This is a genomic window from Microbispora sp. KK1-11 (assembly GCF_006874435.1).
GTDB classification, from domain to species: Bacteria; Actinomycetota; Actinomycetes; order Streptosporangiales; family Streptosporangiaceae; genus Microbispora; species Microbispora catharanthi.
Genome location: NZ_VIRJ01000024.1, coordinates 41,457 through 64,006 on the forward strand (window position 1 = coordinate 41,457; position 22,550 = coordinate 64,006).

A 22,550-nucleotide genomic window follows, 5' to 3' on the forward strand; every position below is an offset into this window, starting at 1 on the left:
GAGATCTCCTATCGGACGAACAGGGACTGTGCAGCCGTGTGCGCGAGGTCCAGCACGGGCTGGGGGTACACCCCGAGAACTACCGTAGCCAATGCCGCGATACCGACCACAGCCGCGGTCCCCCGCGAGGGCAGCACGACGGACGGGCCGTCGGCGGCCGGGTCGCTGAAGAACATCAGCACGATCACACGGACGTAGAAGAACGCGGCGATCGCCGAGGCCACCACACCGATGATGACCAGCGGGGTGGCGCCGTTGGCGACGGCCGCCTGGAAGACCGCGTACTTCCCGAAGAACCCGCTGGTCAGCGGGATGCCGGCGAAGGCCAGCAGGAAGAACGCGAACGTCCCGGCCAGCAGCGGCGAGCGCTTGCCGAGCCCGGCCCACCGGGACAGGTGCCACGCCTCACCGCCCGCGTCGCGCACCATCGTGACGATGGCGAACGCGCCGACCGTGGTGAAACCATACGCCACCAGGTAGAACAGCAGGCCGGACAGGGCCGAGGTGTTCTCCGCCCGGGTGTGGCCGGTGGCGATGACGCCGATGAGCAGGAAGCCGCCGTGCGCGATGGACGAGTAGGCGAGCATCCGCTTGATGTCGGTCTGCGTGATCGCGAGGATCGCGCCGACCACCATCGTGAGAATCGCCACACCGTAGAGCACCGGGCGCCAGTCCCAGTCGAGACCGCCGAGGCCGACCCAGAACACCCGCAGCAGCGCGCCGAAGGCGGCGACCAGGGTGCCGGAGGCCATCAGCGCGGTGATGGGCGTGGGCGAGCCCTGGTAGACGTCCGGCTTCCACGCCTGGAACGGCGCGGCACCGATCTTGAACAGCAGGCCGACGCCGAGCATGGCCGCGCCGATGTAGAGCAGCGTGTCCTGGCCGCCGACCGACCCCAGCGCCTGGTTGATCTTCGCGAGGTCGACCGACCCGGCGTAGCCGTACAGGAGGGCCGTGCCGTACAGGAAGAAGGCCGAGGAGAACGCGCCGAGCAGGAAGTACTTGACCGCGGCCTCCTGCGACAGCAGGCGGCGGCGCCGGGCCAGGCCGCACAGCAGGTAGAGCGGCAGCGACATGACCTCGAGGGCGACGAACGCCACGAGCAGGTCGTTGGCCGCCGGGAACAGCAGCATGCCGCCGACCGCGAACAGCAGCAGCGGGTAGACCTCGGTGTGCGCGGCCCGTTCGACGAGCGACTGCTCCTCCTCGGCGGAGCCGGGCACGGCCGCCGCGGAGCCGACGAAGTGCTCCTCGTCCTTGATGAGCAGCACGCTCACGAAGGCGAGGATGAGGATCGTGCCCCAGATGAACAGGGCCGGGCCGTCCACGGCCACCGCGCCCATCGCGGCGGGCTTGGTGGGCACGCCCTTGACCGCCTGCCAGACGGCCAGCGCGAACGCGCCGGCCAGCGACAGCAGCGTGAGCGGCAGGTGGATCGCCGAGCGCAGGTAGCGCGGGGCGAATGCCTCCACCAGCACGCCGACGATCGCCGCGCCGAAGACGACGAGTATCGGCGCCAGCAGGGCGTACTCGATACTCGGCGCCTGAATGGTGCCGTTCACTACTGGCCCTCCTGAGCAACGGGTACGGCCGGCTTCGGGTCCGTGACGGAGACGCTCGACAGCGTGTCCTTCACGGCGGGATTGATCACGTCGAGCAGCGGCTTGGGATAGAAGCCGAACACCAGCAGCAGCGCGACGAGCGGCGCCACCACCCACTTCTCCCTGGCGTTGAGGTCGGGCAGCGACTTGACCGACTCGGCCGTCGGGCCGTTCATCGTCCGCTGGTACATCCACAGGATGTAGATCGCGGCGAGGATGACGCCGACCGTGGCGATCACGGCCGGGACGACGTAGCGCTGGTAGGTGCCGGTCAGCACCATGAACTCGCTGACGAACGTGCTGAGGCCGGGCAGCGAGAGGCTGGACAGACCGGCCACCAGGAACGTCCCGGCGAGGATCGGGGCCACCTTCTGCACGCCGCCGTAGTCGGCGATGAACTGCGAGCCCCTGCGGTAGATGAGGAAGCCCGCGATCAGGAACAGCGCGCCGGTCGAGAAGCCGTGGTTGACCATGTAGAGCGTCGCGCCCGAGCCCGCGCTGGTGGTCATCGCGAACACGCCCATCGCGATGAAGCCGAAGTGCGACACCGAGGTGTACGCGATGAGCCGCTTCATGTCGGTCTGCCCGATGGCCACGATCGCGCCGTACACGATGCCGATCACCGACAGCGTGATGACCAGCGGCGTGAAGAACTTCGCGGCGTCGGGGAAGAGCTCGAGGCAGAAGCGCAGCATGCCGTACGTGCCGACCTTGTCCAGCACGCCGACGAGCAGGACGGCCGCGCCGGCCGGGGCCTGGGCGGCGGCGTCGGGCAGCCAGGTGTGGAACGGCCACAGCGGCGCCTTGATCGCGAAGGCGATGAAGAAGCCGAGGAACAGCCACTTCTGTGTCGTCACGTCCTGGATGGTCCCGACCAGGTCGGAGAACATGAACGTGCCCTTGCCGGCGATCGAGTAGAGCGCGATCACCGCCACCAGCATCAGGAGCCCGCCGAACAGCGAGTACAGCAGGAACTTCACGGCCGCGTACGACCGCTGCGCCCCGCCGTACGACCCGATCATGAAGTACATCGGGATCAGCATGGCTTCGAAGAAGACGTAGAAGAGGAAGACGTCGGTCGCCGCGAAGACGCCGATCATCATGGCCTCGAGCACCAGCAGCAGCGAGAAGTACGTCCGGACCGAGCGCTTGCCGGCCTCGGCGTCGTGCCAGGAGGCGAGCACCACGATCGGCACGAGGACCGCCGACAGCAGGATCAGCACCAGGGCGATGCCGTCCACGGCGACGCCGTAGTGGACGCCGAACGCGGGGATCCAGTCGTACGTCTCGGCGAACTGGAACTTGTCGCCGTTCGGGCTGAACTGGACCGCCATGGCGACGGTCAGCGCCAGCACGATCAGCGACACCACGAGGGTGAACTGCTTGGCGAGCTTGTCGTTGCGGACAAGGGTCACGCCCAGCGCGCCGAGTACGGACACGCCCATCAGGGTTGAAAGCCAGGGCATCACAGGTTCCCTACGACGAGCCAGGCACCGGCCAGGACGGCGGCGCCCAGGAATATCGACAGCGCGTACGAGCGGACGAACCCGGTCTGGACCCTGCGCAGACGCCCGGACGTGCCGCCGATTCCGGCGGCCAGGCCGTTCACGAGGCCGTCGACGCCGCGGTTGTCGAAGAACACGGCCAGGCGGGTCAGCCACTGGCCGGGGCGCATGAACAGCGCCTCGTTCAGGGCGTCGCCGTACAGGTCACGACGGGCGAAGACGGTGAGGAACGAGCCGCGCGGGGCGACCGCGGGCACCTCGGCCCTGCCGTACTTGACCCAGGCGAAGGCCGCGCCGATCGCGACGAGCGCGAGCGTGACCAGACCGGTGAGGCTGAACGGGTGGAACGACGGCATCTCCTCCGGCGCGCCGACGGCCGGCGAGAGGAAGGTCATGAACCGGTTGCCCAGCACCAGGAACGCGCCCAGCCCGATCGCGCCGACCGACAGGATGATCAGCGGCCAGGTCATGACGGCGGGCGACTCGTGCGGGTGGGCCGTGGGCTCCCAGCGCTTGGTGCCGAAGAACGTCATGAACACCAGGCGCGACATGTAGAAGCCGGTGATGCCCGCGCCGAGCACGGCCAGCCAGCCGAGGATGGCGTTGTGCTCCATCGCGGTCTCGATGATGCCGTCCTTGGTGAAGTAACCGGACAGCAGCGGGAACCCGATGATCGCCAGGTAGCCGATGAGGAACGTCACGAACGTGACCGGCATGACCTTGCGCAGCGCGCCGTACTTGCGCATGTCGACCTCGTCGTTCATGGCGTGCATGACCGAGCCCGCGCCGAGGAACATGTCGGCCTTGAAGAAGCCGTGCGTGATCAGGTGGGCGATCGCGAAGGCGTAGCCCGCCGGGCCGATGCCCGCGGCGAGCACCATGTAGCCGATCTGCGACATCGTCGAACCGGCCAGCGCCTTCTTGATGTCGTCCTTGGCGGTACCGATGATCGCACCGGCGAGCAGCGTCGCGACGCCGACGATCGTCACCACGAGCTGCGCGGTCTCGGCGCCCTGGAAGATCGGGCCGGACCGGACGATCAGGTAGACGCCGGCGGTGACCATGGTCGCGGCGTGGATGAGGGCCGAGACCGGGGTCGGGCCCTCCATCGCGTCGAGGAGCCAGGACTGCAGCGGGAGCTGCGCCGACTTACCGCAGGCGCCGACCAGCAGCAGCAGGCCGATCGCGGTGAGCGTGCCCGAGGACGCCTTGTCGGCGTTCGCGAGGACGTCGTTGAAGGCCAGCGTGTGGAACGTCGCGAAGATCGTGAAGATGCCGATCAGCAGGCCGAAGTCGCCGACGCGGTTGACGATGAACGCCTTCTTGGCCGCGGTCGCCGCCGAGGGCTTGTGCTGCCAGAACCCGATCAGCAGGTACGACGCGAGGCCGACGCCCTCCCAGCCGACGAACAGGGCCACGTAGTTGTCGGCCAGCACCAGCAGGAGCATCGCCGCGACGAACAGGTTGAGGTAGGCGAAGAACCGCCGCCTGTTCGGGTCGTGCGCCATGTAGCCGATCGAGTAGATGTGGATCAGCGAGCCCACAAAGGTGATCAGCAGGCAGAACGAGATCGACAGCGGGTCGACCAGCAGGCCCACCTTCGCGAGGCCCGGGATGAAGTCGTACAGCTCGATCCCGCGGCGGCGCTCGCCGGGGGCGAAGCCGAGCAGTTGCGCGAACGACAGCGCCGCCACCACGAAGGACGCGACGGCCATGAGCACGCCCAGCAGGTGGCCGAACTTGTCGGTCCTCCGGCCGCCAAGCAGGAGGACCGCCGCTCCCACCAGGGGCAGAGCGATCATGAGCCAGGCTGCTCCGATCGCTCCGCCGGAGTGCTGGATGATCTCAGCGGGTTCCACGGCCACCTCTTAGTACTTCAGCAGGCTGGCGTCGTCCACCGACGCGGACCTGCGGGTTCGGAAGATCGTCACGATGATGGCCAGGCCGATGACCACCTCGGCGGCGGCCACGATCATCACGAAGAACGCGATGAGCTGGCCGTCGAGGTTGCCGTTCTGCCGGGCGAAGGTGACGAACGCCAGGTTGCAGGCGTTGAGCATGAGCTCGACGCACATGAACACCACGATGGCGTTGCGCCGTACGAGCACACCGACGCCGCCGATGGCGAACAGCAGCGCGGAGAGCACCAGGTAGTGCGTGGTCACTTGCCGTCCTCCTCGCTCAGGGACTCCGTCGCGGACTCACCGCGCGGGCGGACGACCCGGCCCGCCACGACACCGTCTTCTTCCATCGGCTCGGTGTCGGGGCCGCCGTCCCTGGCCTCCTCGGCCACGGTGGGCGTGCTGTGGCCGTTCGCGCGCAGCGCGGCCTCCTCCTGCTCCAGCACCTGGGCGACCTCAGGAGACAGGATGCCCTGGGACTCCTCGTACCGGGCGATGTACCGGTTGACCGACAGCGGCGAGACGGAACCGTCGGGCAGCAGCGCCGGCATGTCGATGGCGTTGTGCCGGGCGTAGGTGCCGGGGCCGGGCAGCGGCGCCGGGTTCTTGCCCGTCTTGCCGAAGGTGACGAAGCGCTGCCGGGACAGGTCCTTCTGGGTCGGCTTGGCCTCGCTGCGCTCCCGGTGCGCGAGCACCATCGCGCCGAGCGCCGCGGTGATCAGCAGCGCCGAGGTGACCTCGAAGGCGAACACGTGGCGGGTGAAGATCAGCTGGGCCAGGGAGGGCACGTTGCCCGCCTGCGTCGCGGCGGCCAGGCCCTTGGGCGAACCGACGACCGCGTTGCCGATGCCGAGGGCGAGCAGGACGGCGAAGCCGACCCCGCCCACGACCGCCCAGAACCGCTGTCCCCTGATCGTCTCCACGAGGGAGTCGGAGGAGTCCACGCCCACGAGCATGAGCACGAACAGGAACAGCATCATGACCGCGCCGGTGTAGACGATGATCTGCACCGCCGCCAGGAACGGAGCGTCCTGGACCGCGTACAGCACCGCCAGCGAGAGCATGACGACACCGAGCATGAGGGCCGAGTAGACGGCCCTGCGGCTGAAGACGAGTCCGAGCGCGGCGGTCACCGAGACGACCGCGAGCACCCAGAACGTGATGGACTCACCCATTGCTTCGACCCAACCGGTAGTAGTCCTCTTCGGTTTCGCCGAGGCGCATCGGGTGGGGCGGCTGCTCCATGCCCGGTCCGAGCGGCGCGAGGAGCATCTCCTTGGTGTAGATCAACGACTCGCGGCTGGAGTCTGCGAGCTCGTACTCGTTGGTCATCGTGAGCGCCCGGGTGGGGCACGCCTCGATGCACAGCCCGCAGAGGATGCAGCGCAGGTAGTTGATCTGGTAGACGCGGCCGTACCGCTCACCGGGCGAGAAACGCTCCTCGTCGGTGTTGTCGCCGCCCTCGACGTAGATGGCGTCCGCCGGGCAGGCCCAGGCGCACAGCTCGCAGCCGACGCACTTCTCCAGGCCGTCGGGCCACCGGTTCAGCTGGTGCCGCCCATGGAAGCGCGGCGCGGTGGGCCGCTTCTCCTCCGGATACTGAACGGTTACCGGCTTCTTGAACATGTGGTGGAAGGTGACGCCGAATCCCTTGATCGGGTTCAGCCAATCAGTTGCTCCCACTGGTCACCTCCTTGGCGGCGTCGGAATTGAGACGCGCGGCGGGCACGACTCCGTGGTAGTGCGGGGCGTCGAGCGGCGGCACCGGGAACCCGCCCGCGGCAGGCTCCTCGCGCAACTGCTCGAACTCCTCCTCGATCGCGGCCGCCTTGGCCTCCCTGCGGCGCTGGTTGACCGTGTCGAACCGCAGCCAGATCGCGAAGGCGCCGATGATGACCACCGCGCCGATGGTCAGGATGATCGCCCGGTCGGCCTCGGGCATGCGCAGCGCCTTGAACGTGGCGGCCAGCAGGATCCAGGCCAGGTTGACCGGGATCAGTACCTTCCACCCGAAGGCCATCAGCTGGTCGTACCGGACACGCGGCAGCGAGGCGCGGACCCAGACGAAGAAGCCGAACGCGATGACCAGCTTGATGAAGAACCACAGCATCGGCCACCAGCCGGAGTTCGCGCCGTCCCACAGGGAGATCGGCCACGGGGCCCGCCAGCCGCCGAAGAACAGCGTGATCGCCATCGCCGAGACGGTGAAGACGTTCACGTACTCCGCGAGCATGAACATCGCGAACTTCAGCGAGGAGGCGTACTCGGTGTGGAAGCCGCCGACCAGCTCGCCCTCGCCCTCGGGGAGGTCGAAGGGCACGCGGTTCGTCTCGCCCAGCATCGTGATCGCGTAGATCAGGAACGACGGGATCAGCGAGACCACGTACCAGGACGGCGCCGGGATGGACAGCCCCAGGATGTCCCAGGTGCCGCCGCTCGCCTGCTTCGCCACGATCTCCGAGGTGGACAGCGTGCCCGCCTGGAGGAACACCGCGACGAAGGACAGGCCCATCGCGATCTCGTACGACACGACCTGGGCGGCCGAGCGCAGGCCGCCCAGCACGGCGTACGGCGAGCGGGAGCCCCACCCGGCGAGCACGACGCCGTAGACGCCGATCGAGGCGGTGGCCAGGACCAGCAGGACCGCGACCGGCAGGTCGGTGAGCTGCAACGGCGTCTTGTGGCCGAACATCCACACCATCGGCCCGAACGGCACGACGGAGAAGGCCAGGAAGGCCGGGACGGCGATGATGACCGGGGCCAGGAAGTAGATCACCTTGTCCACGGTGCGTGGCATGATGTCTTCCTTCAGGCCCATCTTCAGGCCGTCGGCCACAGTCTGCAGCAGGCCGAACTTACCTGCCCGGTTGGGGCCGTAGCGGTGCTGCATGCGCGAGATGAGCTTGCGCTCGGTCCACACACCCATCAGCACGCCCAGCATCAGGAACACGAAGATCGCGACGGCCTTGATGATGGTGATCCACAGGGGATCGTGGCCGAAGTCGCTCAGCGTGGGTCCGGGGTTGTTCACGAGACGCTCCCGATCTTTACGACGTCTCCGGCGACCGCGCGCAGGTCGCGCGTGACCGACAGGCCGGCGGAGTTGGACGGCACCCATACGACACGGTCGGGCAGGTCCGCGACGCGCACCGGCACGACCACGTCGTCGCCGATCGTGATCTTGCCGCCGTCGACCGCGCCGATCTCGGCGGCCGTCGCCTCCGACAGCAGCGCCGCGACCGTGCGGGCGGTCCCCGCGAGGTACGGCTCGCCGTCCTGCATCCGGCCGTCGTCGAGCAGCAGGTGCCAGGTCGCCAGCACGGCCTCGCCCGCCTGCGGCTCCCTCACCGGGCGGCCGGTGACCGCGGGCGCGGCCGGGCGGGTGCCCTTCCACGCGCCGAGCGCGGCCATCTCGCGCCGGGCGGCGGCGGGCTCGGGCAGGCCGAGGTGGACGTCCATCTGGTCGGCGATCGAGGCGATGGCGCGCAGGTCGCTCATCAGGCCGGGGACGGCCGTGGCCACACCGAACGAGCGGCCCCTGCCCTCCCAGTCGACGAACGTCCCGGACTTCTCGGCCACCGCGGCGACCGGCAGGACCACGTCGGCCCGGTCGGTGACCGCGCTGGCGCGGATCTCCAGGCTGACGATGAACGGCGTGTTCTCCAGCGCCGCCAGGGCCCGTGCGGGGTCGGGCAGGTCGTAGGGGTCCACACCCGCCACGACCAGCGCGTCGACCTCGTCGTTCAGCGCGGCCTCGATGATGCCGGCCGTGTCGCGGCCGGGCGCCTCGGGCAGCGAGGCGACGCCCCACACCCTGGCGACCTCCGCGCGGGCGGTCTCGTCGTCGGCCGGGCGGCCGATCGGCAGCAGGCCCGGCAGGGCGCCCGCCTCCAGCGCGCCGCGCTCACCGGCCCGGCGCGGCACCCAGGCGAGCCTGGCGCCCGTCGCCTGCGTGAGCCGTACGAGCGCGGACAGGGCGCCGGGGGCGGTGGCGAGCCGCTCGCCGGCGAGGATGACCGTGCCCGCGGGCAGCAGGTCGCCGCCGACCAGGTCGCCGAGCGCCTCGGCCTCCGCGCCGGGCAGCGTGCGGATCAGCGTGCCCTTCATCTTGGCCAGGCCCGGCGTGGCGAACGGCGCGAGCGAGTAGACCTTCAGGCCCCGCTTGCGCGCCGCCTTGCGCAGGCGCAGGAAGACGATCGGCGACTCCTCCTCGGGCTCGAACCCGGCCAGGAGCACGGCCGGGGCCGTCTCCAGGTCGGCGTAGGAGACCTCGATGCCCTTGCCGGCCACGGCGTGGGTGAGGAACCGCGTCTCCTCCTCGGAGTGCGGACGGGCCCGGAAGTCGATGTCGTTGGTGCCGAGGGCGATCCTGGCGAACTTGCTGTACGCGTAGGCGTCCTCGACCGTGAGCCGCCCGCCGACCAGCACGCCGGCCTTGCCGCGGGCCCGCAGCAGGCCCTCGGCGGCGACGGCCAGCGCGTCCGGCCAGGAGGTCGGGACGAGCTTGCCGCTCTCGTCACGGACCAGCGGCGACCGCAGGCGGTCGGGCGCGGTGGCGTAGGTGAAGGCCCAGCGGCCCTTGTCGCAGTTCCACTCCTCGTTGACCTGCGGGTCGTCCCCGGCCAGGCGGCGGGTGACCTTGCCGCGGCGGTGGTCGGTGCGCAGCGAGCAGCCCGACGCGCAGTGCTCGCACGCGCTCGGCGTGGAGACCAGGTCGAACGGGCGGGAGCGGAACCGGTAGGCCGCGCCGGTCAGCGCGCCCACCGGGCAGATCTGGATGGTGTTGCCCGAGAAGTAGGACTGGAACGGCTCGCCGTCGGCGACGCCCACCTGCTCCTTGGCCCCGCGCTCGAAGAAGTCGATGAGCGGGTCACCGGCGATCTGCTCGGAGAAGCGGATGCAGCGCGCGCACTGGATACAGCGCTCGCGGTCGAGCAGCACCTCGCTCGACAGCGGGACGGGCTTTTCGAACGTGCGCTTCTGCTCGACGAACCGGCTCTCGCCCTGGCCGTTCGACATGGCCTGGTTCTGCAGGGGGCACTCGCCGCCCTTGTCGCAGACCGGGCAGTCGAGCGGGTGGTTCAGCAGCAGCATCTCCATCACGCCGCGCTGGGCCTTCTCGGCCACCGGCGAGGTGAGCTGCGTCTTGACCACCATGCCCTCGGCGACCTCGATCGCGCAGGACGGCTGCGGCTTGGGGAAGCCGCGGCCGTTGCCCGCGTCGGGGATGTCGACCAGGCACTGGCGGCAGTTGGCCGCCGGCGAGAGCAGCGGGTGGTCGCAGAACCGGGGGATCTGGATCCCCAGCAGCTCCGCGGCCCGGATGATCAGCGTCCCCTTGGGGACGCTGATCTGGAAGCCGTCGATGGTCAGGGTGACCATGTCCACGACCGGCTGCTCCGGCTGCGTCGTCTGAACTGTCACTTGGACCCCCACACCGTGGAAGCGGCGGGATCGAACGGGCAGCCGCCGATCTCGAAGTGCTTGAGGTATTCGTCGCGGAACTGCTTCACCGACGAGTGGATCGGGCTCGTCGCGCCGTCGCCGAGGGCGCAGAACGAGCGGCCGAGGATGTTGTCGGCGATGTCGGTGATCGTGGCCAGGTCCTCCTCGGAGCCCTGGCCCTTCTCCAGCCGCTTGAGCACCTGCTTGAGCCAGTAGGTGCCCTCACGGCACGGGGTGCACTTGCCGCAGGACTCGTGCGCGTAGAACTCGGTCCAGCGCAGGACGGCCCGCACCACGCAGGTCGTCTCGTCGAAGATCTGCAGGGCGCGGGTGCCCAGCATCGAGCCCTTGGCCCCGACCGACTCGAAGTCGAGCGGCACGTCGAGGTGCTCGGCCGTGAAGATCGGCGTCGAGGAGCCTCCCGGCGTCCAGAACTTCAGCTCGTGGCCCTCGCGGATGCCGCCCGCCATGTCGAGCAGCTCGCGCAGCGTGATGCCCAGCGGGGCCTCGTACTGGCCCGGCCGGGTCACGTGGCCCGACAGCGAGAAGATGCCGAAGCCCTTGGACTTCTCGGTGCCCATCCCGGCGAACCAGTCGGCGCCGTTGGCGATGATGCTCGGCACGCTCGCGATCGACTCGACGTTGTTGACCACCGTCGGGGAGGCGTACAGGCCGGCGACCGCCGGGAACGGCGGCTTGAGCCGGGGCTGGCCGCGGTAGCCCTCCAGCGAGTCGAGCAGCGCGGTCTCCTCGCCGCAGATGTACGCCCCGGCGCCGCTGTGCACGACGAGTTCGAGGTCGTAGCCCGAGCCGAGGATGTCCGTCCCGAGGTAGCCCTTCTCGTACGCCTCCCGGACCGCGGCCTGCACCCGGCGGATGACGTGGAGCACCTCGCCGCGGATGTAGATGAACGCGTAGTTGGCCCGGATGGCGTAGGACGCGATGATCACGCCCTCGACCAGCGCGTGCGGGTTGGCCATCATGAGCGGGATGTCCTTGCAGGTCCCCGGCTCCGACTCGTCGGCGTTGACCACGAGGTAGTGGGCCTTGCCGTCGCCCTGCGGGATGAAGCCCCACTTCATGCCGGTCGGGAAGCCCGCGCCGCCGCGGCCGCGCAGGCCGGAGTCCTTCACCGTCTGGATGACGGCGTCGGGGTCCATGCCCAGGGCCTTCTTCGCGGCCGCGTACTCGCCGTACCCGTCCAGGGTGAACGAGTCCGCCTGGTCCCAGTTCCTGGTGAGGACCGGTGTCAGCGTCGCCATTGGTCGTTCACCGCTCCTCGTTCGCTACGCGGGCCGCTCGTACCTCGCGGACCGCTCTGCTCACTGCGCCGGGTTCTCTCCGCGTGGTCATTCCGCGCTCCCCTCGGCCTTGGGGGCCTCCCAGCCGTTGGCCTTGGCGACCTTCAGGCCCTCCAGCGACGGGCCGGCGGCCGACGGGCCGTCACCGGCCAGGCCGTCGGGCAGCCCGGCGAGGACCCGGGACGCCTCCTTGAACGTGCACAGCCGGCGCGGGCCGCGGGTGGGCGAGACCTCCGTGCCCGCGCGCAGGTCGTCGACGAGCTGCTTGGCCGACTCCGGGGTCTGGTTGTCGAAGAACTCCCAGTTGACCATCATGACCGGCGCGAAGTCGCAGGCGGCGTTGCACTCCAGCCGCTCCAGCGTGATCTTGCCGTCCGCGGTGGTCTCGTCGTGGCCGACGCCCACGTGCTCGCTGAGCTCTTCCCAGATCTGGTCGCCGCCCATGACCGCGCACAGCGCGTTGATGCAGACGCCGACGTTGTACTCGCCGGCCGGCTTGCGCTTGTACATGGTGTAGAAGGTCGCGACGCCGACGACCTCGGCCTTGGACAGGCCCAGCATCTCGGCGCAGAACTCCTGGCCGTCGTCGGAGATGTAGCCGTCCTCCGACTGCACGAGGTGCAGCAGCGGCAGCAGCGCCGAACGCGGCCGGGGGTAGCGGCCGATGATCTCCTTGGCGTCCGTCTCCAGACGCTCGCGGACCTCGGGCCCGTAACTCATCGGTCCACACCTCCCATGACCGGGTCGATCGAGGCGACCGCGGAGATGACGTCGGCGACCATGCCGCCCTCGCACGTCGCGGGCACCGCCTGCAGGTTCGTGAACGACGGGTCGCGGAAGTGGACCCGGTAGGGCCGGGTGCCGCCGTCGCTGACCACGTGCGCGCCGAGCTCGCCGCGCGGCGACTCGACCGAGGCGTACGCCTGCCCGGCCGGCACCCGGAAGCCCTCGGTCACCAGCTTGAAGTGGTGGATCAGGGCCTCCATGGAGCTGCCCATGATGTGGGCGATGTGGTCGGGCGAGTTTCCGAGACCGTCGGGGCCGAGCGCGAGCTGCGACGGCCAGCCGATCTTCTTGTCCTCGATCATCACCGGGCCGCCCTTGAGCGGACCGGACAGCCGGTCGAGCGCCTGCTCGATGATCTTGAGGGACTCCTCCATCTCGGCCACGCGGACGAGGTAGCGGCCGTACACGTCGCAAGTGTTCTGCGTCGGCACCTCGAACTCGTACGTCTCGTAGCCGCAGTAGGGCTGCGACTTGCGCAGGTCCCACGGCAGGCCGGCGGCGCGCAGCATGGGGCCGGTGACGCCCAGCGCCATGCAGCCGGTCAGGTCGAGGTAGGCCACGTCCTTGGTGCGCCGGGTGTAGACCGGGTTCGCGTCGAGGAGCTTGCGCATCTCCTTGATCCGCCCCGGCATGATCTTGAGGAACTCACCGATCTTGTCGACCGCGCCGGCCGGCAGGTCGACGCTGACGCCGCCCGGCCGGACGTACGCCATGTTCATCCGCAGACCGGTGATGTACTCCATCAGGTCGAGCACCATCTCGCGCTCGCGGAAGCCGAACAGCATCGGCGTGGTCGCGCCCAGCTCCATGCCGAACGTCGCGATCGCGACCAGGTGCGAGGAGATCCGGGTGAGCTCCATCGTCAGGACCCGGATGGCCTGCGCCCGGTCCGGGATCCTGTCGGTGATCCCGAGAAGCTTCTCGACGCCCATGCAGTAGGCGGTCTCGTTGAAGATCGGCGCGAGGTAGTCCATGCGGGTGACGAACGTGACCCCCTGGGTCCACGTCCGAAACTCCATGTTCTTCTCGATGCCGGTGTGCAGGTAGCCGATCACCGTGCGGGCCTCGGTCACGGTCTCGCCGTCGAGGGTCAGCACGAGCCGGAGCACGCCGTGGGTCGACGGGTGCTGCGGGCCCATGTTGACGACCAGGCGCTCGTCGGCCGACTCGCTGACGGTCTTGACCAGCTCGTCCCAGTCCTGACCGGCGACGTCGTAGATCCGGCCCTCGGTCTCGGTGGTGCTCACGACGCTCTCCTCGCTGCCCTCGTCCACTCGTGCAGGTCGCCGCGGATGCTCACGAGTACGACCTCCTCCGGTCCGGCGCGGGGACCTCGGCGCCGCGGTACTCGACCGGGATTCCGCCGAGCGGGTAGTCCTTGCGCTGCGGGTGCCCCTCCCAGTCGTCCGGCATCTCGATCCGGGTCAGCGCCGGGTGGCCGTCGAAGACGATTCCGAAGAAGTCGTACGTCTCGCGCTCATGCCAGTCGTGCGTGGGGTAGACCTGAACCGTGGAGGGGATGTGCGGGTCGGCGTCGGGGGCGGAGACCTCCACCCGGATGCGCCGGTTGTGCGTGATGGAGCACAGGTGGTAGACGGCGCGCAGCTCCGCGCCGGTCTCCTCGGGGTAGTGGACGCCCGAGACGCCGAGCGACAGCTCGAACCGCAGCGCGGCGTCGTCGCGCAGGTGCTGCATCACCTCGGGCAGCCGCTCGCGCCGCACGTGGAAGGTGATCTCGCCGCGGTCGACGACCACACGCTCGATGGCGTCGGCGAACGCCGGCTCCAGCGCGTCGGCCACCTCGTCGAAGTACGACCCGTACGGCCGGCTGCTGGACAGCTTCGGCGGCCGGCGGACGACCAGGCGGTTGTAGCCGGAGGTGTCGCCGCTGTCCTTGACGCCGAACATGCCCTTGCGGGCGACGGGCTCCTCGGGCAGCCCGGGCAGGTTCTCGGTGGTCACTTCCCGGCCCCCTGGTCGATCAGCGGCAGCGTGCGCAGCGCCTGGAGCTCCAGCTCTTCGATCTGCTTCTCGCGGTGCGCGCCGAACTTCATGTTCTGAATCTTGTCGTGCAGCTTCACGATGGCGTCGATCAGCATCTCCGGGCGCGGCGGGCAGCCGGGCAGGTAGATGTCGACCGGCACCACGTGGTCCACGCCCTGAACGATGGCGTAGTTGTTGAACATGCCGCCGCTGGACGCGCACACGCCCATCGCGATGACCCACTTGGGCTCGGCCATCTGGTCGTAGATCTGGCGGAGGACGGGCGCCATCTTCTGCGACAGCCGGCCGGCCACGATCATCAGGTCGGCCTGCCGCGGGGACGCGGAGGCGCGCTCCATGCCGAAGCGGGCCAGGTCGTGCTTCGGGCCGCCGGTGGCCATCAGCTCGATGGCGCAGCAGGCGAGACCGAAGGTCGCAGGCCAGACGGAGTTCTTCCGGGCCCAGCCGGCCACCTGCTCGACGGTGGTGAGGACGAACCCGCTCGGGAGTTTCTCTTCAAGACCCATGGCTAATCCCAATCGAGGCCGCGACGCCGCCAGACATAGGCGTACGCCACGAGAACGGTGACGATGAACAGCATCATCTCGACGAGCCCGAACACGCCGAGTTTGTCGAAGGCCACCGCCCACGGATAGAGGAAGATGATCTCAATGTCGAACACGATGAACAGCATCGCGGTGATCATGTACTTCAGCGGGAAGCGGCCGCCGCCGACCGGCTGCGGAGTGGGCTCGATGCCGCACTCGTAAGCGTCCAGTTTGGCGCGGTTCCAGCGCTTCGGCCCGGTGAAGGGCGCGATGCTCACGGAGAACACGGCGAATCCCGCCGCGAGGACCGCGAGCACCACGATCGGCACATACAGCTCCATGGCTACATGTCCTCGCTTACTCGGTGAATTTGGGCGATCACGAGAATGCCGGAGAGCGCGGCCGACCGGACGGCCGTCTGCGGGGCCGGCGGCGATGTGCGCGTCGTCTCGCGGGCTTCGGTCATACGGGTTCGCGTCATGCTGGCTTCGGTCATGATGGCGGAGCCACCTTCGACAGGGCGTTGATTATGCGGTCGGAGACGTCGCCCCGCCGGTCTGTGAGATTAGCGAGCAGCTTGAAGGCGAATCTCATCAGGGTGGGATGGGGCATCCCGTGCCGGGTGGCGAAGCTCATCACTCCCGGCCTCCCGATCGCCTCGACGAACAGGCGGCCGATGGTGAAGTATCCCCCATGGGCGTCTTTGAGGATACGCGGGTAGGCGAGTAACACGCGCTCACGCTGGGCGGGCGTCGGCCGGGACAGCGCCTGGACGATCACCTCGGCCGCGGTCCTGCCGGTCTCCATGGCGTACGCGATGCCCTCGCCGTTGAACGGGTTGATCGACCCGCCCGCGTCTCCCACGAGAACCAGCCCGCGGGTGTAGTGCGGCTGCCGGTTGAAGCCCATCGGCAGCGCGGCGCCCCTGATCGGGCCCGTCATGTTCTCTTCGGTGAAGCCCCACTCCGGCGGCGTGTTCTTCATCCAGCGCCGCAGCAGGTCGCGGTAGTCGATGTTCTTGAACGCCTCGCTGGTGTTCAGCAGGCCGAGGCCGACGTTGGAGGTGCCGTCGCCGACGGGGAAGATCCAGCCGTAGCCGGGGAGCAGGCGGTCGCCGTCCCACAGTTCGAGCCACGTCTCCAGGTAGTCGTCGTCGTGCCGGGGGCTCTTGTAGTAGGTGCGCACCGCCACGCCCATCGGGCGGTCCTCGCGCTTGTGCAGGCCCATCGCGAGCGACAGCCGGGTCGAGTTGCCGTCGGCCGCCACCACGAGCCGCGAGCGGTAGGACACCTCCTCGCCGTCCGCCTTGGCCGTCACGCCCACGACGTGACCGCTGCGCTCGTCGAGCACCGGGCCTGTAACGTTCACGCCCTCGCGCAGCCGGACGCCCGCGCGCTCGGCGTGCCTGGCGAGGATCTGGTCGAAGTCGGCGCGCGTGCGCACGAGACCGAAGTCGGGGTAGCTCGACAGCTCGGGCCAGTCGAGTTCGAGGCGCACGCCGCCGCCGTAGACGCGCAGCCCCTTGTTCCTGATCCAGCCGGGCGCGTCGATGTCGACGCCCATGGCGACGAGTTCCTTCACCGCGCGCGGGGTCAGCCCGTCACCGCAGACCTTCTCGCGTGGGAAGCGCGTCTTCTCCAGCAGCAGCACGTCGAGACCGGCGCGCGCGAGGTGGAAGGCCGTCGTCGCACCCGCGGGACCCGCACCGACGACGATGACGTCGGCGTCGACCTCTCTCCGCGTCACGCGGGCTTGCTCGCTCACGGGGGACCTATCCGTTCCAGGGAAGGAAGGCCTCGAATTGGTTTAGACCTTCGTGCCTTTGTGAACAACTTCACAAACTGTCGCGCCGCAGTCTAACCCCTATCCGGCGCGCAGTGTCAGAGGGGTATGGCCAAGCACGTCTCATCACGCTTTGACCGCCCGGTGCAGGGCCACGATGCCGAGTGTGAGGTTGCGCCAGGCCACCTTCCGCCAGCCGGCCTCCTGGATGATCCCCGCCAGCGCCTCCTGGTCGGGCCAGGCCCGGATCGACTCGGCGAGGTACTCGTAGGAGTCGGGGTTCGAGCTGACCATCCGGGCCACCGGCGGCAGCAGCTTCATCAGGTACTGCGAGTAGACGAGGTCGAACGACTTCGGCGTCGGCCGGGAGAACTCGCAGATCACCAGCTTCCCGCCCGAACGGGTCACCCGCAGCAACTCGCGCAGCGCCTGCCCGGTGTCGGCCACGTTGCGCAGGCCGAAGGAGATCGTCACCGCGTCGAACGTCCCGTCGCGGAACGGCAGGCGCAGCGCGTCGCCCGCGACGAACGTCACCCCGCGCACGCCCCCGCCGTACAGGCCGGAGCCGCCGCGCCGCTCGACGCCGGTGCGGAGCATGCCGAGTGAGAAGTCGCACGCGATCGCCCGGGCCCCGAACTCGGTGAACGCGTCGGTCGAGGTGCCGGTGCCCGCGGCGAGGTCGAGGACCAGCTCGCCGGGCCCCGCGTCGATCGCCGCCGCGGTGGCCTTGCGCCACAGGCGGTCCTGGCCGAGCGAGAGGACGTCGTTGACCAGGTCGTAGCGCCGGGCCGTGCGATCGAACATCGCGGCGACCTCGTGCGGCTGCTTGTCCAGCGATGCGCGCGTCATGCACGCAAGCCTAGGCCGCGACGGGCGTGCCCCCTCACCGCCGCCACCGGATGAGCGGAACGTAGTTCATCGATTACGCAGCGTCTGCTAGAAATTGGGGAATGCGCGTCACCACCGCACTGATCCCAGTCGCATCGCTCGTCACATGCGCCGCCGTCATCCCCGCCGTCCCGGCGTCCGCCGGGATGCCGCAGCCCCGCGTGGTCTCGGAGAACCCGGTGAACACCACTCCGCACGTGCTGGACGGCATCGTCACCGCGTTCGCGCTGGTCGGCCGCACCGTCGTCGTGGGCGGCGAGTTCAGCGCGGTCCGCGAGGCCCGGGGCGGGGAGGACCTGCCGCGGGCGAACGTCTTCGCCTTCGACCTCTACACCGGGCGCGTCCTGCGCGACTTCGCGCCGGACCTCGACGGGCCGGTGGCCGCGCTGGCCGCCGGTCCCGGCGGCACGGTCTACGTGGGCGGCGCGTTCGGCGCTCCCTATCGGGGCCTGGCCCGCCTCCGCGTGTCCGACGGCGCTCCCGTCGACGATTTCTCCGCCCCCGTCTACGGCGGGGAGGTCACCAGCCTGGTCCGGCTGGGCGGCGCGCTCTACGTCGGCGGCGACTTCAGCAGGATCGGCCGCAGCCCGCGCACCGCGCTGGCCCGCGTGGACGCCGAGACCGGCGCGGTGGACCCCCGGTTCACCGTCACGCCCGGCGACGGGCGGCGCGGCGATCCGCGGATCTACGCGATGGCGGCCGTCCGCGACCGCTTAGTCGTGGACGGCTCGTTCTCCACGCTCGACGGCCTGCGCCGCCCGCAGCTCGGTGTGATCGACCTGACGACCGGGCGGGTGGCCGACTGGCGCACCGAGGCGTACGCCCCGGCGTGCAAGCCGGACTTCCCGTCGTACGTGCGGGGGCTCGACCTGTCCCCCGACGGTCGCTACTTCGTGGTCGTCACGACCGGCGGGCCGGCGCCGCGCACGTCCAAGCTGTGCGACTCCGCCGCCAGGTTCGAGACGTACGCGAAGGGCGATGCGGTCCGTCCGACCTGGGTGAACCTGACCGGAGGCGACTCCCTGTACGCGGTCGCGGTCACGGGGTCCGCCGTCTACGTGGGCGGACACCAGCGCTGGCTGGACAACCCGCGGGGCGCCGACACGGCCGGTCCCGGAGCGGTCCGCCGGCCCGGCATCGGGGCGATCGACCCGGTCACGGGCAGGGCGTTGCGCTGGAACCCCACGCGGGAAAGGGGAATCGGGGTAAAGGCCTTCCTGACCGTAAAGACAGGTCTTTTGGTGGGAAGCGACACGACGGAGCTCGGGCATGAGTACCATGCCCGCGTCGGCATGTTCCCGACGACCTAGTTCTTCCCCGCCTCACGCCGTTTCCCGGCGATGCGCTCGCTCACCGCGTCGCGCTGTTTGGTCAGCAGTACGTAGCTGGCCAGGCCGCTGACCAGGACCGCGAGCAGGAGAAGCGGGAACGACCGCAGGCCGACGAGATACAGGACGCCGAGGGCCACGGCGAACAGACCGAGGCGCGAAAGGGTGTAAACGACAACCGGATGCACAGCGTCGAGGTTACGTCACTCTCCCGACGCGCCGGTCTCTCTTCGCATCTGCTGCGGGCACTGCTAGTGTTCACAACAAGGCGCTTTTGTAAAGAAACACCCATGAGCGCCCCAAAGAGGCTCTATCATATAACAATCGGGCACTGAGCCGGTAACAACCCGTGATCTTCTGCGAAAACCACGGATAAATCAGGCTTCGCTCGGCACACTGGTTACCTGTCCGCCCGCTGCAGGACGCGGGACGCGAGGGGGAGAGATTGTGGAGAGTAGCAGCGAGCGACTGCTGACTCCTGGAGAGGTTGCCGCTCTCTTCAGGGTCGACCCGAAGACCGTGACCCGTTGGGCCGCGGCCGGGCGTATCAGCAGCATCCGTACCCCCGGGGGGCACAGGCGGTTCCGTGAATCGGAAGTGCACGCCCTCCTTCGCGGTGAGGACGTCCTCACGGCCGAACGGCCGAACGGCGACTCCCCGCGAGTCTGACGCAGTACCAGCACCGGGTGATCCTGCGCGCTACCCGGACGCCGCAGGGTCACCGGAGTCAGCACCATGTTCGAGTCTGCGTCCCGGCCTGTCCTGCTCCCTTGCCGGGAACGTCAGTCCTGCTCCGCCTTGAAGGCCAAGAACGCCTGCTCCAGCGCGTCGTCGCCCTCACGCCAGCGGCGCCGCCGCTCGGCGTCCTCCTCCTCGGTGACCGACTCGGCCAGCCAGCGTTCGTAGTCGGGCTCGCCGGGCGCGACCTCCACGTACGCGTTGCCGATCAGGCGCCCGTCGTCCGTGGTGAGTGACCTGGGCACGCGCAGCGTGCCGTCGCCGAGCCGGATCACGTACATCCGAATCACCTAGATTCCGTAACGCCGGTTGAAGAAGAGCATGACGTTGAGGGCGGCCCGCGTGTCGCCGCCCAGCATGTCGACCAGGGCCGGACGCTGCCGGGACGCGATCGCCGCGAACGCGTCGGCGAAGAACTCCTTGCATCCCAGGCCGCCGGGCTGCCGGTGGAACGACGACGCGAACAGCGGCAGGCACTCCTCGTAGAGCGCCGCGAACTCGGGAGAGTCCGAGACCCACTCTCCCGGACCGGCGTCCACGTCGTCCAGCGCGTGTCCGACTTCGTGCATCATCACGTCGGGCGTGGGCGACGGCCGGTCCCCCACCACGATCTTGCGGTCGCCGTACGCGCCGGCGCAGATGTCCCAGGTGGCCCGTCCCGACGGCAGCGGCGCCCCGCGCAGGTAGCCCATGTCGTCCAGGTCGGGCACCCCGCCATGCCCGACGTAGATGCCTTCGAGCCCGATGGCGAGCTTGGTCTTGAGCTGCTCGGGCAGGCTCGCCAGGCTGTCCACCGCCCGTACGGCGTCGGCGGAGGGCGGCCCTTCCGCGGCGTCCCACTCGCGGTGCAGGATGCGCTCCAGCGGCCCGCAGTGCCGTCTGCCGTCCCGCAGGTCGGGCGCGTCGGGAGGGTGGGGCGCGGCCCGCGTCGGGAGGTCGTCGAGCTCGAAGTCCTGCCACGTGTAGTGCGGCCGGTCGTCCGCCACGGGCGCCGTCACGGTGTGGACCCGGTCCACCGGCTGCTCCGGCGGCCATCCGGTCCAGTCGGCGCCCCACTGCGCATCCCACTGTTGCGCATCCCACTGTGCGCGACGGCCCTGTGGCCGTTCCGCGGGCCGGTCCTGGGTCCGCTCCGCCGTACGGTCGGCGGCCCGGTCGGAAACACGGTCGATGGCACGATCGGGAGGGCGTTCGGGGAGGTCGCTACGGCGGTGGGAGGACCAGTAGGGCCCTCGCTGCCACCACCGCGACCCCCGCCGGTGGCGGCCCCTGTCGCCCGGCTCCGCCATCGCACCCCTCTGTCAGGCTCCGCGTTCCCGGCATGCCGTGTACCGGTCCACCGTACGATGCCGGGCTGCCTCCGTCACCCCGAAGGCCGACACGATCAGTCGCCGGTATGGCTTACCGTGTGGGCATGCCTAGCGTGATTATCGGCCTGGCGCTGCTTGCCCTCTGGCTTTACTGCCTGTTCGACGTGATCACGACCCCCGAGGAGGATGTGCGCAATCTCCCCAAGTTCATGTGGGTCCTCATCGTGATCTTCCTGGCGGACGTGGGCGCGCTGACCTGGCTCCTCGTGGGCCGCCCCCGTGCCCGGCACGCCATGTACGCGGCGGGCGGCGGCGGCCGCTTCGTCCAGAGCGCCGACGTGCCCCGCGGCCCCGACGACGACCCCGAGTTCCTGCGCAGCCTGGAGCGGCGCCTGCGCGACGAGGACTGATCCCCCCTCCGACGCCGCCCATCCCTCACCAGGCGCCCCTGTCCCCCAGGTGCCGCCCGTCTTACCGGGGCACGTCGGCGTAGGAGTGCAGTCCCGAGAAGAAGATGTTGACGCCGACGAGGTTGAACAGCAGGCAGGCGAAGGCGACCAGCGACACGATCATCGCGGCCTTTCCGCGCCATCCGGCCGTCGCCCGGGCGTGGAGATAGGCGGCGTAGACCACCCACGTGACGAACGCCCAGACCTCCTTGGGGTCCCAGCCCCAGTAGCGGCCCCACGCCCGGTCGGCCCACAGGGCGCCGGCGATGACGGCGAAGGTCCAGATCGGGAAGGAGATGACGATCGCGCGGTGCGCGACGCGCTCCAGGCTCTCCCTGCTCGGCAGCACCGACGGCCGTCCGTCCTTGCGGATCAGGTAGAGGATCGCGCAGACGCCCGCCAGGATGAACAGCCCGCTGGCCACGATCGCCGCCGTGACGTGGATCGCGATCCAGTACGAGTGCAGGGCGGGCATCACCGGGCCCGCCTGGACGTGCAGGAACAGCACGGCGAAGCCCAGCCCGAGCGCCGCGGTCACGGTCACGAACGCGCCGAGGAAACGGATCGGCTGGCGGATCAGCAGCGCGAGGAACGCGGTGACGGCGGCGAAGCAGATGGCCACCACGAACTCGTACATGTTGGCCCACGGCCACCGGTCGACGGCGATGCCGCGGGTGAGGATGCCGCCGAGGTTGCCGGCCCACGCGATCCAGGTGAGGACCACGCCGATCGTCCCCGCCCGGACCGCCCACGCGGCAGGCTGCGGGCCTGAATCCTCCGTCGTGTCCCCGGTCGTGTCCTCCGGCAGCGCGGGACCGCCCGCGCCGACCAGCTGCCGCCGGCGTACGGCCACGACCGTGCGAGCCCGGCCGAAGGCGAGATCCAGCGCGTAGCAGATCATCGCGGCGAGATACAGCAGGACGGTGGCCAGGATGAGCTGGTCGCTCAGCGTGGCGAGACTCTCATTGACCTCGGCGGGCATCAC

Annotated in this window: 24 protein-coding genes; 3 read left to right on the forward strand and 21 right to left on the reverse strand. The window is 69.6% G+C overall.

Annotation, left to right across the window (positions count from 1 at the left end; all coding sequences use genetic code 11):
- Positions 1-8: 8 nt before the first annotated feature.
- The 17 genes from nuoN to FLW16_RS29070 form a co-directional block, all read right to left on the reverse strand.
- On the reverse strand, positions 9-1,562 hold the full coding sequence (gene nuoN, locus FLW16_RS28995) for an NADH-quinone oxidoreductase subunit NuoN (protein ID WP_142563315.1): 1,554 nt from the start codon (positions 1,560-1,562) through the stop codon (positions 9-11).
- Entirely contained in the window at positions 1,562-3,067 is a 1,506-nt protein-coding gene (locus FLW16_RS29000; RefSeq protein ID WP_142563316.1) for an NADH-quinone oxidoreductase subunit M, read from the reverse strand. The genes nuoN and FLW16_RS29000 overlap by 1 nt, the downstream gene beginning before the upstream one ends.
- On the reverse strand, positions 3,067-4,908 hold the full coding sequence (gene nuoL / locus FLW16_RS29005) for an NADH-quinone oxidoreductase subunit L (RefSeq protein ID WP_142563410.1): 1,842 nt from the start codon (positions 4,906-4,908) through the stop codon (positions 3,067-3,069). Before nuoL ends, FLW16_RS29000 begins: the two co-directional genes overlap by 1 nt.
- 66 nt (positions 4,909-4,974) lie before the next feature.
- Positions 4,975-5,271 carry an NADH-quinone oxidoreductase subunit NuoK gene (nuoK, locus tag FLW16_RS29010; RefSeq protein ID WP_139574092.1) on the reverse strand — a complete coding sequence of 99 codons (297 nt, stop codon included), beginning with the start codon at positions 5,269-5,271 and terminating at the stop codon, positions 4,975-4,977.
- Complete coding sequence (locus FLW16_RS29015) at positions 5,268-6,182, reverse strand: NADH-quinone oxidoreductase subunit J (protein WP_142563317.1); 915 nt, start codon at positions 6,180-6,182, stop codon at positions 5,268-5,270. Before FLW16_RS29015 ends, nuoK begins: the two co-directional genes overlap by 4 nt.
- Positions 6,175-6,690, reverse strand: a complete 516-nt coding sequence (nuoI, locus tag FLW16_RS29020) for an NADH-quinone oxidoreductase subunit NuoI (protein WP_142563318.1) — start codon at positions 6,688-6,690, stop codon at positions 6,175-6,177. The genes FLW16_RS29015 and nuoI overlap by 8 nt, the downstream gene beginning before the upstream one ends.
- Positions 6,677-8,038 (reverse strand): NADH-quinone oxidoreductase subunit NuoH, encoded by a 1,362-nt coding sequence (gene nuoH, locus FLW16_RS29025; protein ID WP_260615676.1) that lies wholly within the window; start codon positions 8,036-8,038, stop codon positions 6,677-6,679. Before nuoH ends, nuoI begins: the two co-directional genes overlap by 14 nt.
- Positions 8,035-10,431: an NADH-quinone oxidoreductase subunit G gene (locus tag FLW16_RS29030; RefSeq protein ID WP_142563320.1), complete on the reverse strand. Its 2,397-nt coding sequence runs from the start codon at positions 10,429-10,431 to the stop codon at positions 8,035-8,037. The genes nuoH and FLW16_RS29030 overlap by 4 nt, the downstream gene beginning before the upstream one ends.
- Positions 10,428-11,714 carry an NADH-quinone oxidoreductase subunit NuoF gene (gene nuoF / locus FLW16_RS29035; RefSeq protein ID WP_142563321.1) on the reverse strand — a complete coding sequence of 429 codons (1,287 nt, stop codon included), beginning with the start codon at positions 11,712-11,714 and terminating at the stop codon, positions 10,428-10,430. The genes FLW16_RS29030 and nuoF overlap by 4 nt, the downstream gene beginning before the upstream one ends.
- A gap of 87 nt (positions 11,715-11,801) precedes the next feature.
- Positions 11,802-12,473 carry an NADH-quinone oxidoreductase subunit NuoE gene (gene nuoE, locus FLW16_RS29040; protein ID WP_142563322.1) on the reverse strand — a complete coding sequence of 224 codons (672 nt, stop codon included), beginning with the start codon at positions 12,471-12,473 and terminating at the stop codon, positions 11,802-11,804.
- Positions 12,470-13,786 (reverse strand): NADH-quinone oxidoreductase subunit D, encoded by a 1,317-nt coding sequence (locus tag FLW16_RS29045; protein WP_142563323.1) that lies wholly within the window; start codon positions 13,784-13,786, stop codon positions 12,470-12,472. Before FLW16_RS29045 ends, nuoE begins: the two co-directional genes overlap by 4 nt.
- Before the next feature lie 49 nt (positions 13,787-13,835).
- Entirely contained in the window at positions 13,836-14,501 is a 666-nt protein-coding gene (locus FLW16_RS29050; RefSeq protein ID WP_142563324.1) for an NADH-quinone oxidoreductase subunit C, read from the reverse strand.
- Positions 14,498-15,049, reverse strand: coding sequence for an NADH-quinone oxidoreductase subunit B family protein (locus FLW16_RS29055; protein ID WP_079315518.1), 552 nt, complete (start codon positions 15,047-15,049; stop codon positions 14,498-14,500). The genes FLW16_RS29050 and FLW16_RS29055 overlap by 4 nt, the downstream gene beginning before the upstream one ends.
- 2 nt (positions 15,050-15,051) lie before the next feature.
- Positions 15,052-15,411 carry an NADH-quinone oxidoreductase subunit A gene (locus FLW16_RS29060; RefSeq protein ID WP_142563325.1) on the reverse strand — a complete coding sequence of 120 codons (360 nt, stop codon included), beginning with the start codon at positions 15,409-15,411 and terminating at the stop codon, positions 15,052-15,054.
- Between the two features lie 2 nt (positions 15,412-15,413).
- The gene (locus FLW16_RS43960; RefSeq protein ID WP_185949637.1) at positions 15,414-15,566 is read right to left on the reverse strand and encodes a hypothetical protein; all 153 of its coding nucleotides are present in this window, start codon (positions 15,564-15,566) and stop codon (positions 15,414-15,416) included.
- On the reverse strand, positions 15,563-16,834 hold the full coding sequence (locus FLW16_RS29065) for a geranylgeranyl reductase family protein (RefSeq protein WP_142563326.1): 1,272 nt from the start codon (positions 16,832-16,834) through the stop codon (positions 15,563-15,565). Before FLW16_RS29065 ends, FLW16_RS43960 begins: the two co-directional genes overlap by 4 nt.
- A gap of 144 nt (positions 16,835-16,978) precedes the next feature.
- A complete protein-coding gene (locus tag FLW16_RS29070) occupies positions 16,979-17,701 on the reverse strand; it encodes a demethylmenaquinone methyltransferase (RefSeq protein WP_142563327.1) in 723 nt (240 codons plus the stop codon).
- A 101-nt stretch (positions 17,702-17,802) separates the two neighbouring features.
- On the opposite strand from FLW16_RS29070, the gene FLW16_RS29075 reads away from it, so the two are divergent.
- The gene (locus FLW16_RS29075) at positions 17,803-19,050 is read left to right on the forward strand and encodes a hypothetical protein (protein ID WP_221891339.1); all 1,248 of its coding nucleotides are present in this window, start codon (positions 17,803-17,805) and stop codon (positions 19,048-19,050) included.
- On the opposite strand, the gene FLW16_RS29080 is transcribed toward FLW16_RS29075, so the two are convergent.
- A complete protein-coding gene (locus FLW16_RS29080; protein ID WP_079315523.1) occupies positions 19,047-19,256 on the reverse strand; it encodes a DUF4229 domain-containing protein in 210 nt (69 codons plus the stop codon). The two genes, FLW16_RS29075 and FLW16_RS29080, sit on opposite strands and share 4 nt — an antisense overlap.
- Before the next feature lie 259 nt (positions 19,257-19,515).
- On the opposite strand from FLW16_RS29080, the gene FLW16_RS29085 reads away from it, so the two are divergent.
- Positions 19,516-19,737 carry a BldC family transcriptional regulator gene (locus FLW16_RS29085; RefSeq protein ID WP_079315524.1) on the forward strand — a complete coding sequence of 74 codons (222 nt, stop codon included), beginning with the start codon at positions 19,516-19,518 and terminating at the stop codon, positions 19,735-19,737.
- Positions 19,738-19,850: 113 nt separating this feature from the next.
- Here FLW16_RS29085 and FLW16_RS29090 read toward each other — a convergent pair whose 3' ends face one another.
- Together FLW16_RS29090 and FLW16_RS29095 are read right to left on the reverse strand one after the other, a co-directional pair.
- Positions 19,851-20,087, reverse strand: a complete 237-nt coding sequence (locus FLW16_RS29090; RefSeq protein WP_142563328.1) for a hypothetical protein — start codon at positions 20,085-20,087, stop codon at positions 19,851-19,853.
- Between the two features lie 9 nt (positions 20,088-20,096).
- Complete coding sequence (locus FLW16_RS29095) at positions 20,097-21,095, reverse strand: hypothetical protein (RefSeq protein WP_260615677.1); 999 nt, start codon at positions 21,093-21,095, stop codon at positions 20,097-20,099.
- A 125-nt stretch (positions 21,096-21,220) separates the two neighbouring features.
- On the opposite strand from FLW16_RS29095, the gene FLW16_RS29100 reads away from it, so the two are divergent.
- Positions 21,221-21,526, forward strand: coding sequence for a PLD nuclease N-terminal domain-containing protein (locus FLW16_RS29100; RefSeq protein WP_185949638.1), 306 nt, complete (start codon positions 21,221-21,223; stop codon positions 21,524-21,526).
- Between the two features lie 61 nt (positions 21,527-21,587).
- Here FLW16_RS29100 and ccsB read toward each other — a convergent pair whose 3' ends face one another.
- Complete coding sequence (gene ccsB, locus FLW16_RS29105) at positions 21,588-22,547, reverse strand: c-type cytochrome biogenesis protein CcsB (RefSeq protein ID WP_142563330.1); 960 nt, start codon at positions 22,545-22,547, stop codon at positions 21,588-21,590.
- Between the last annotated feature and the right edge of the window lie 3 nt (positions 22,548-22,550).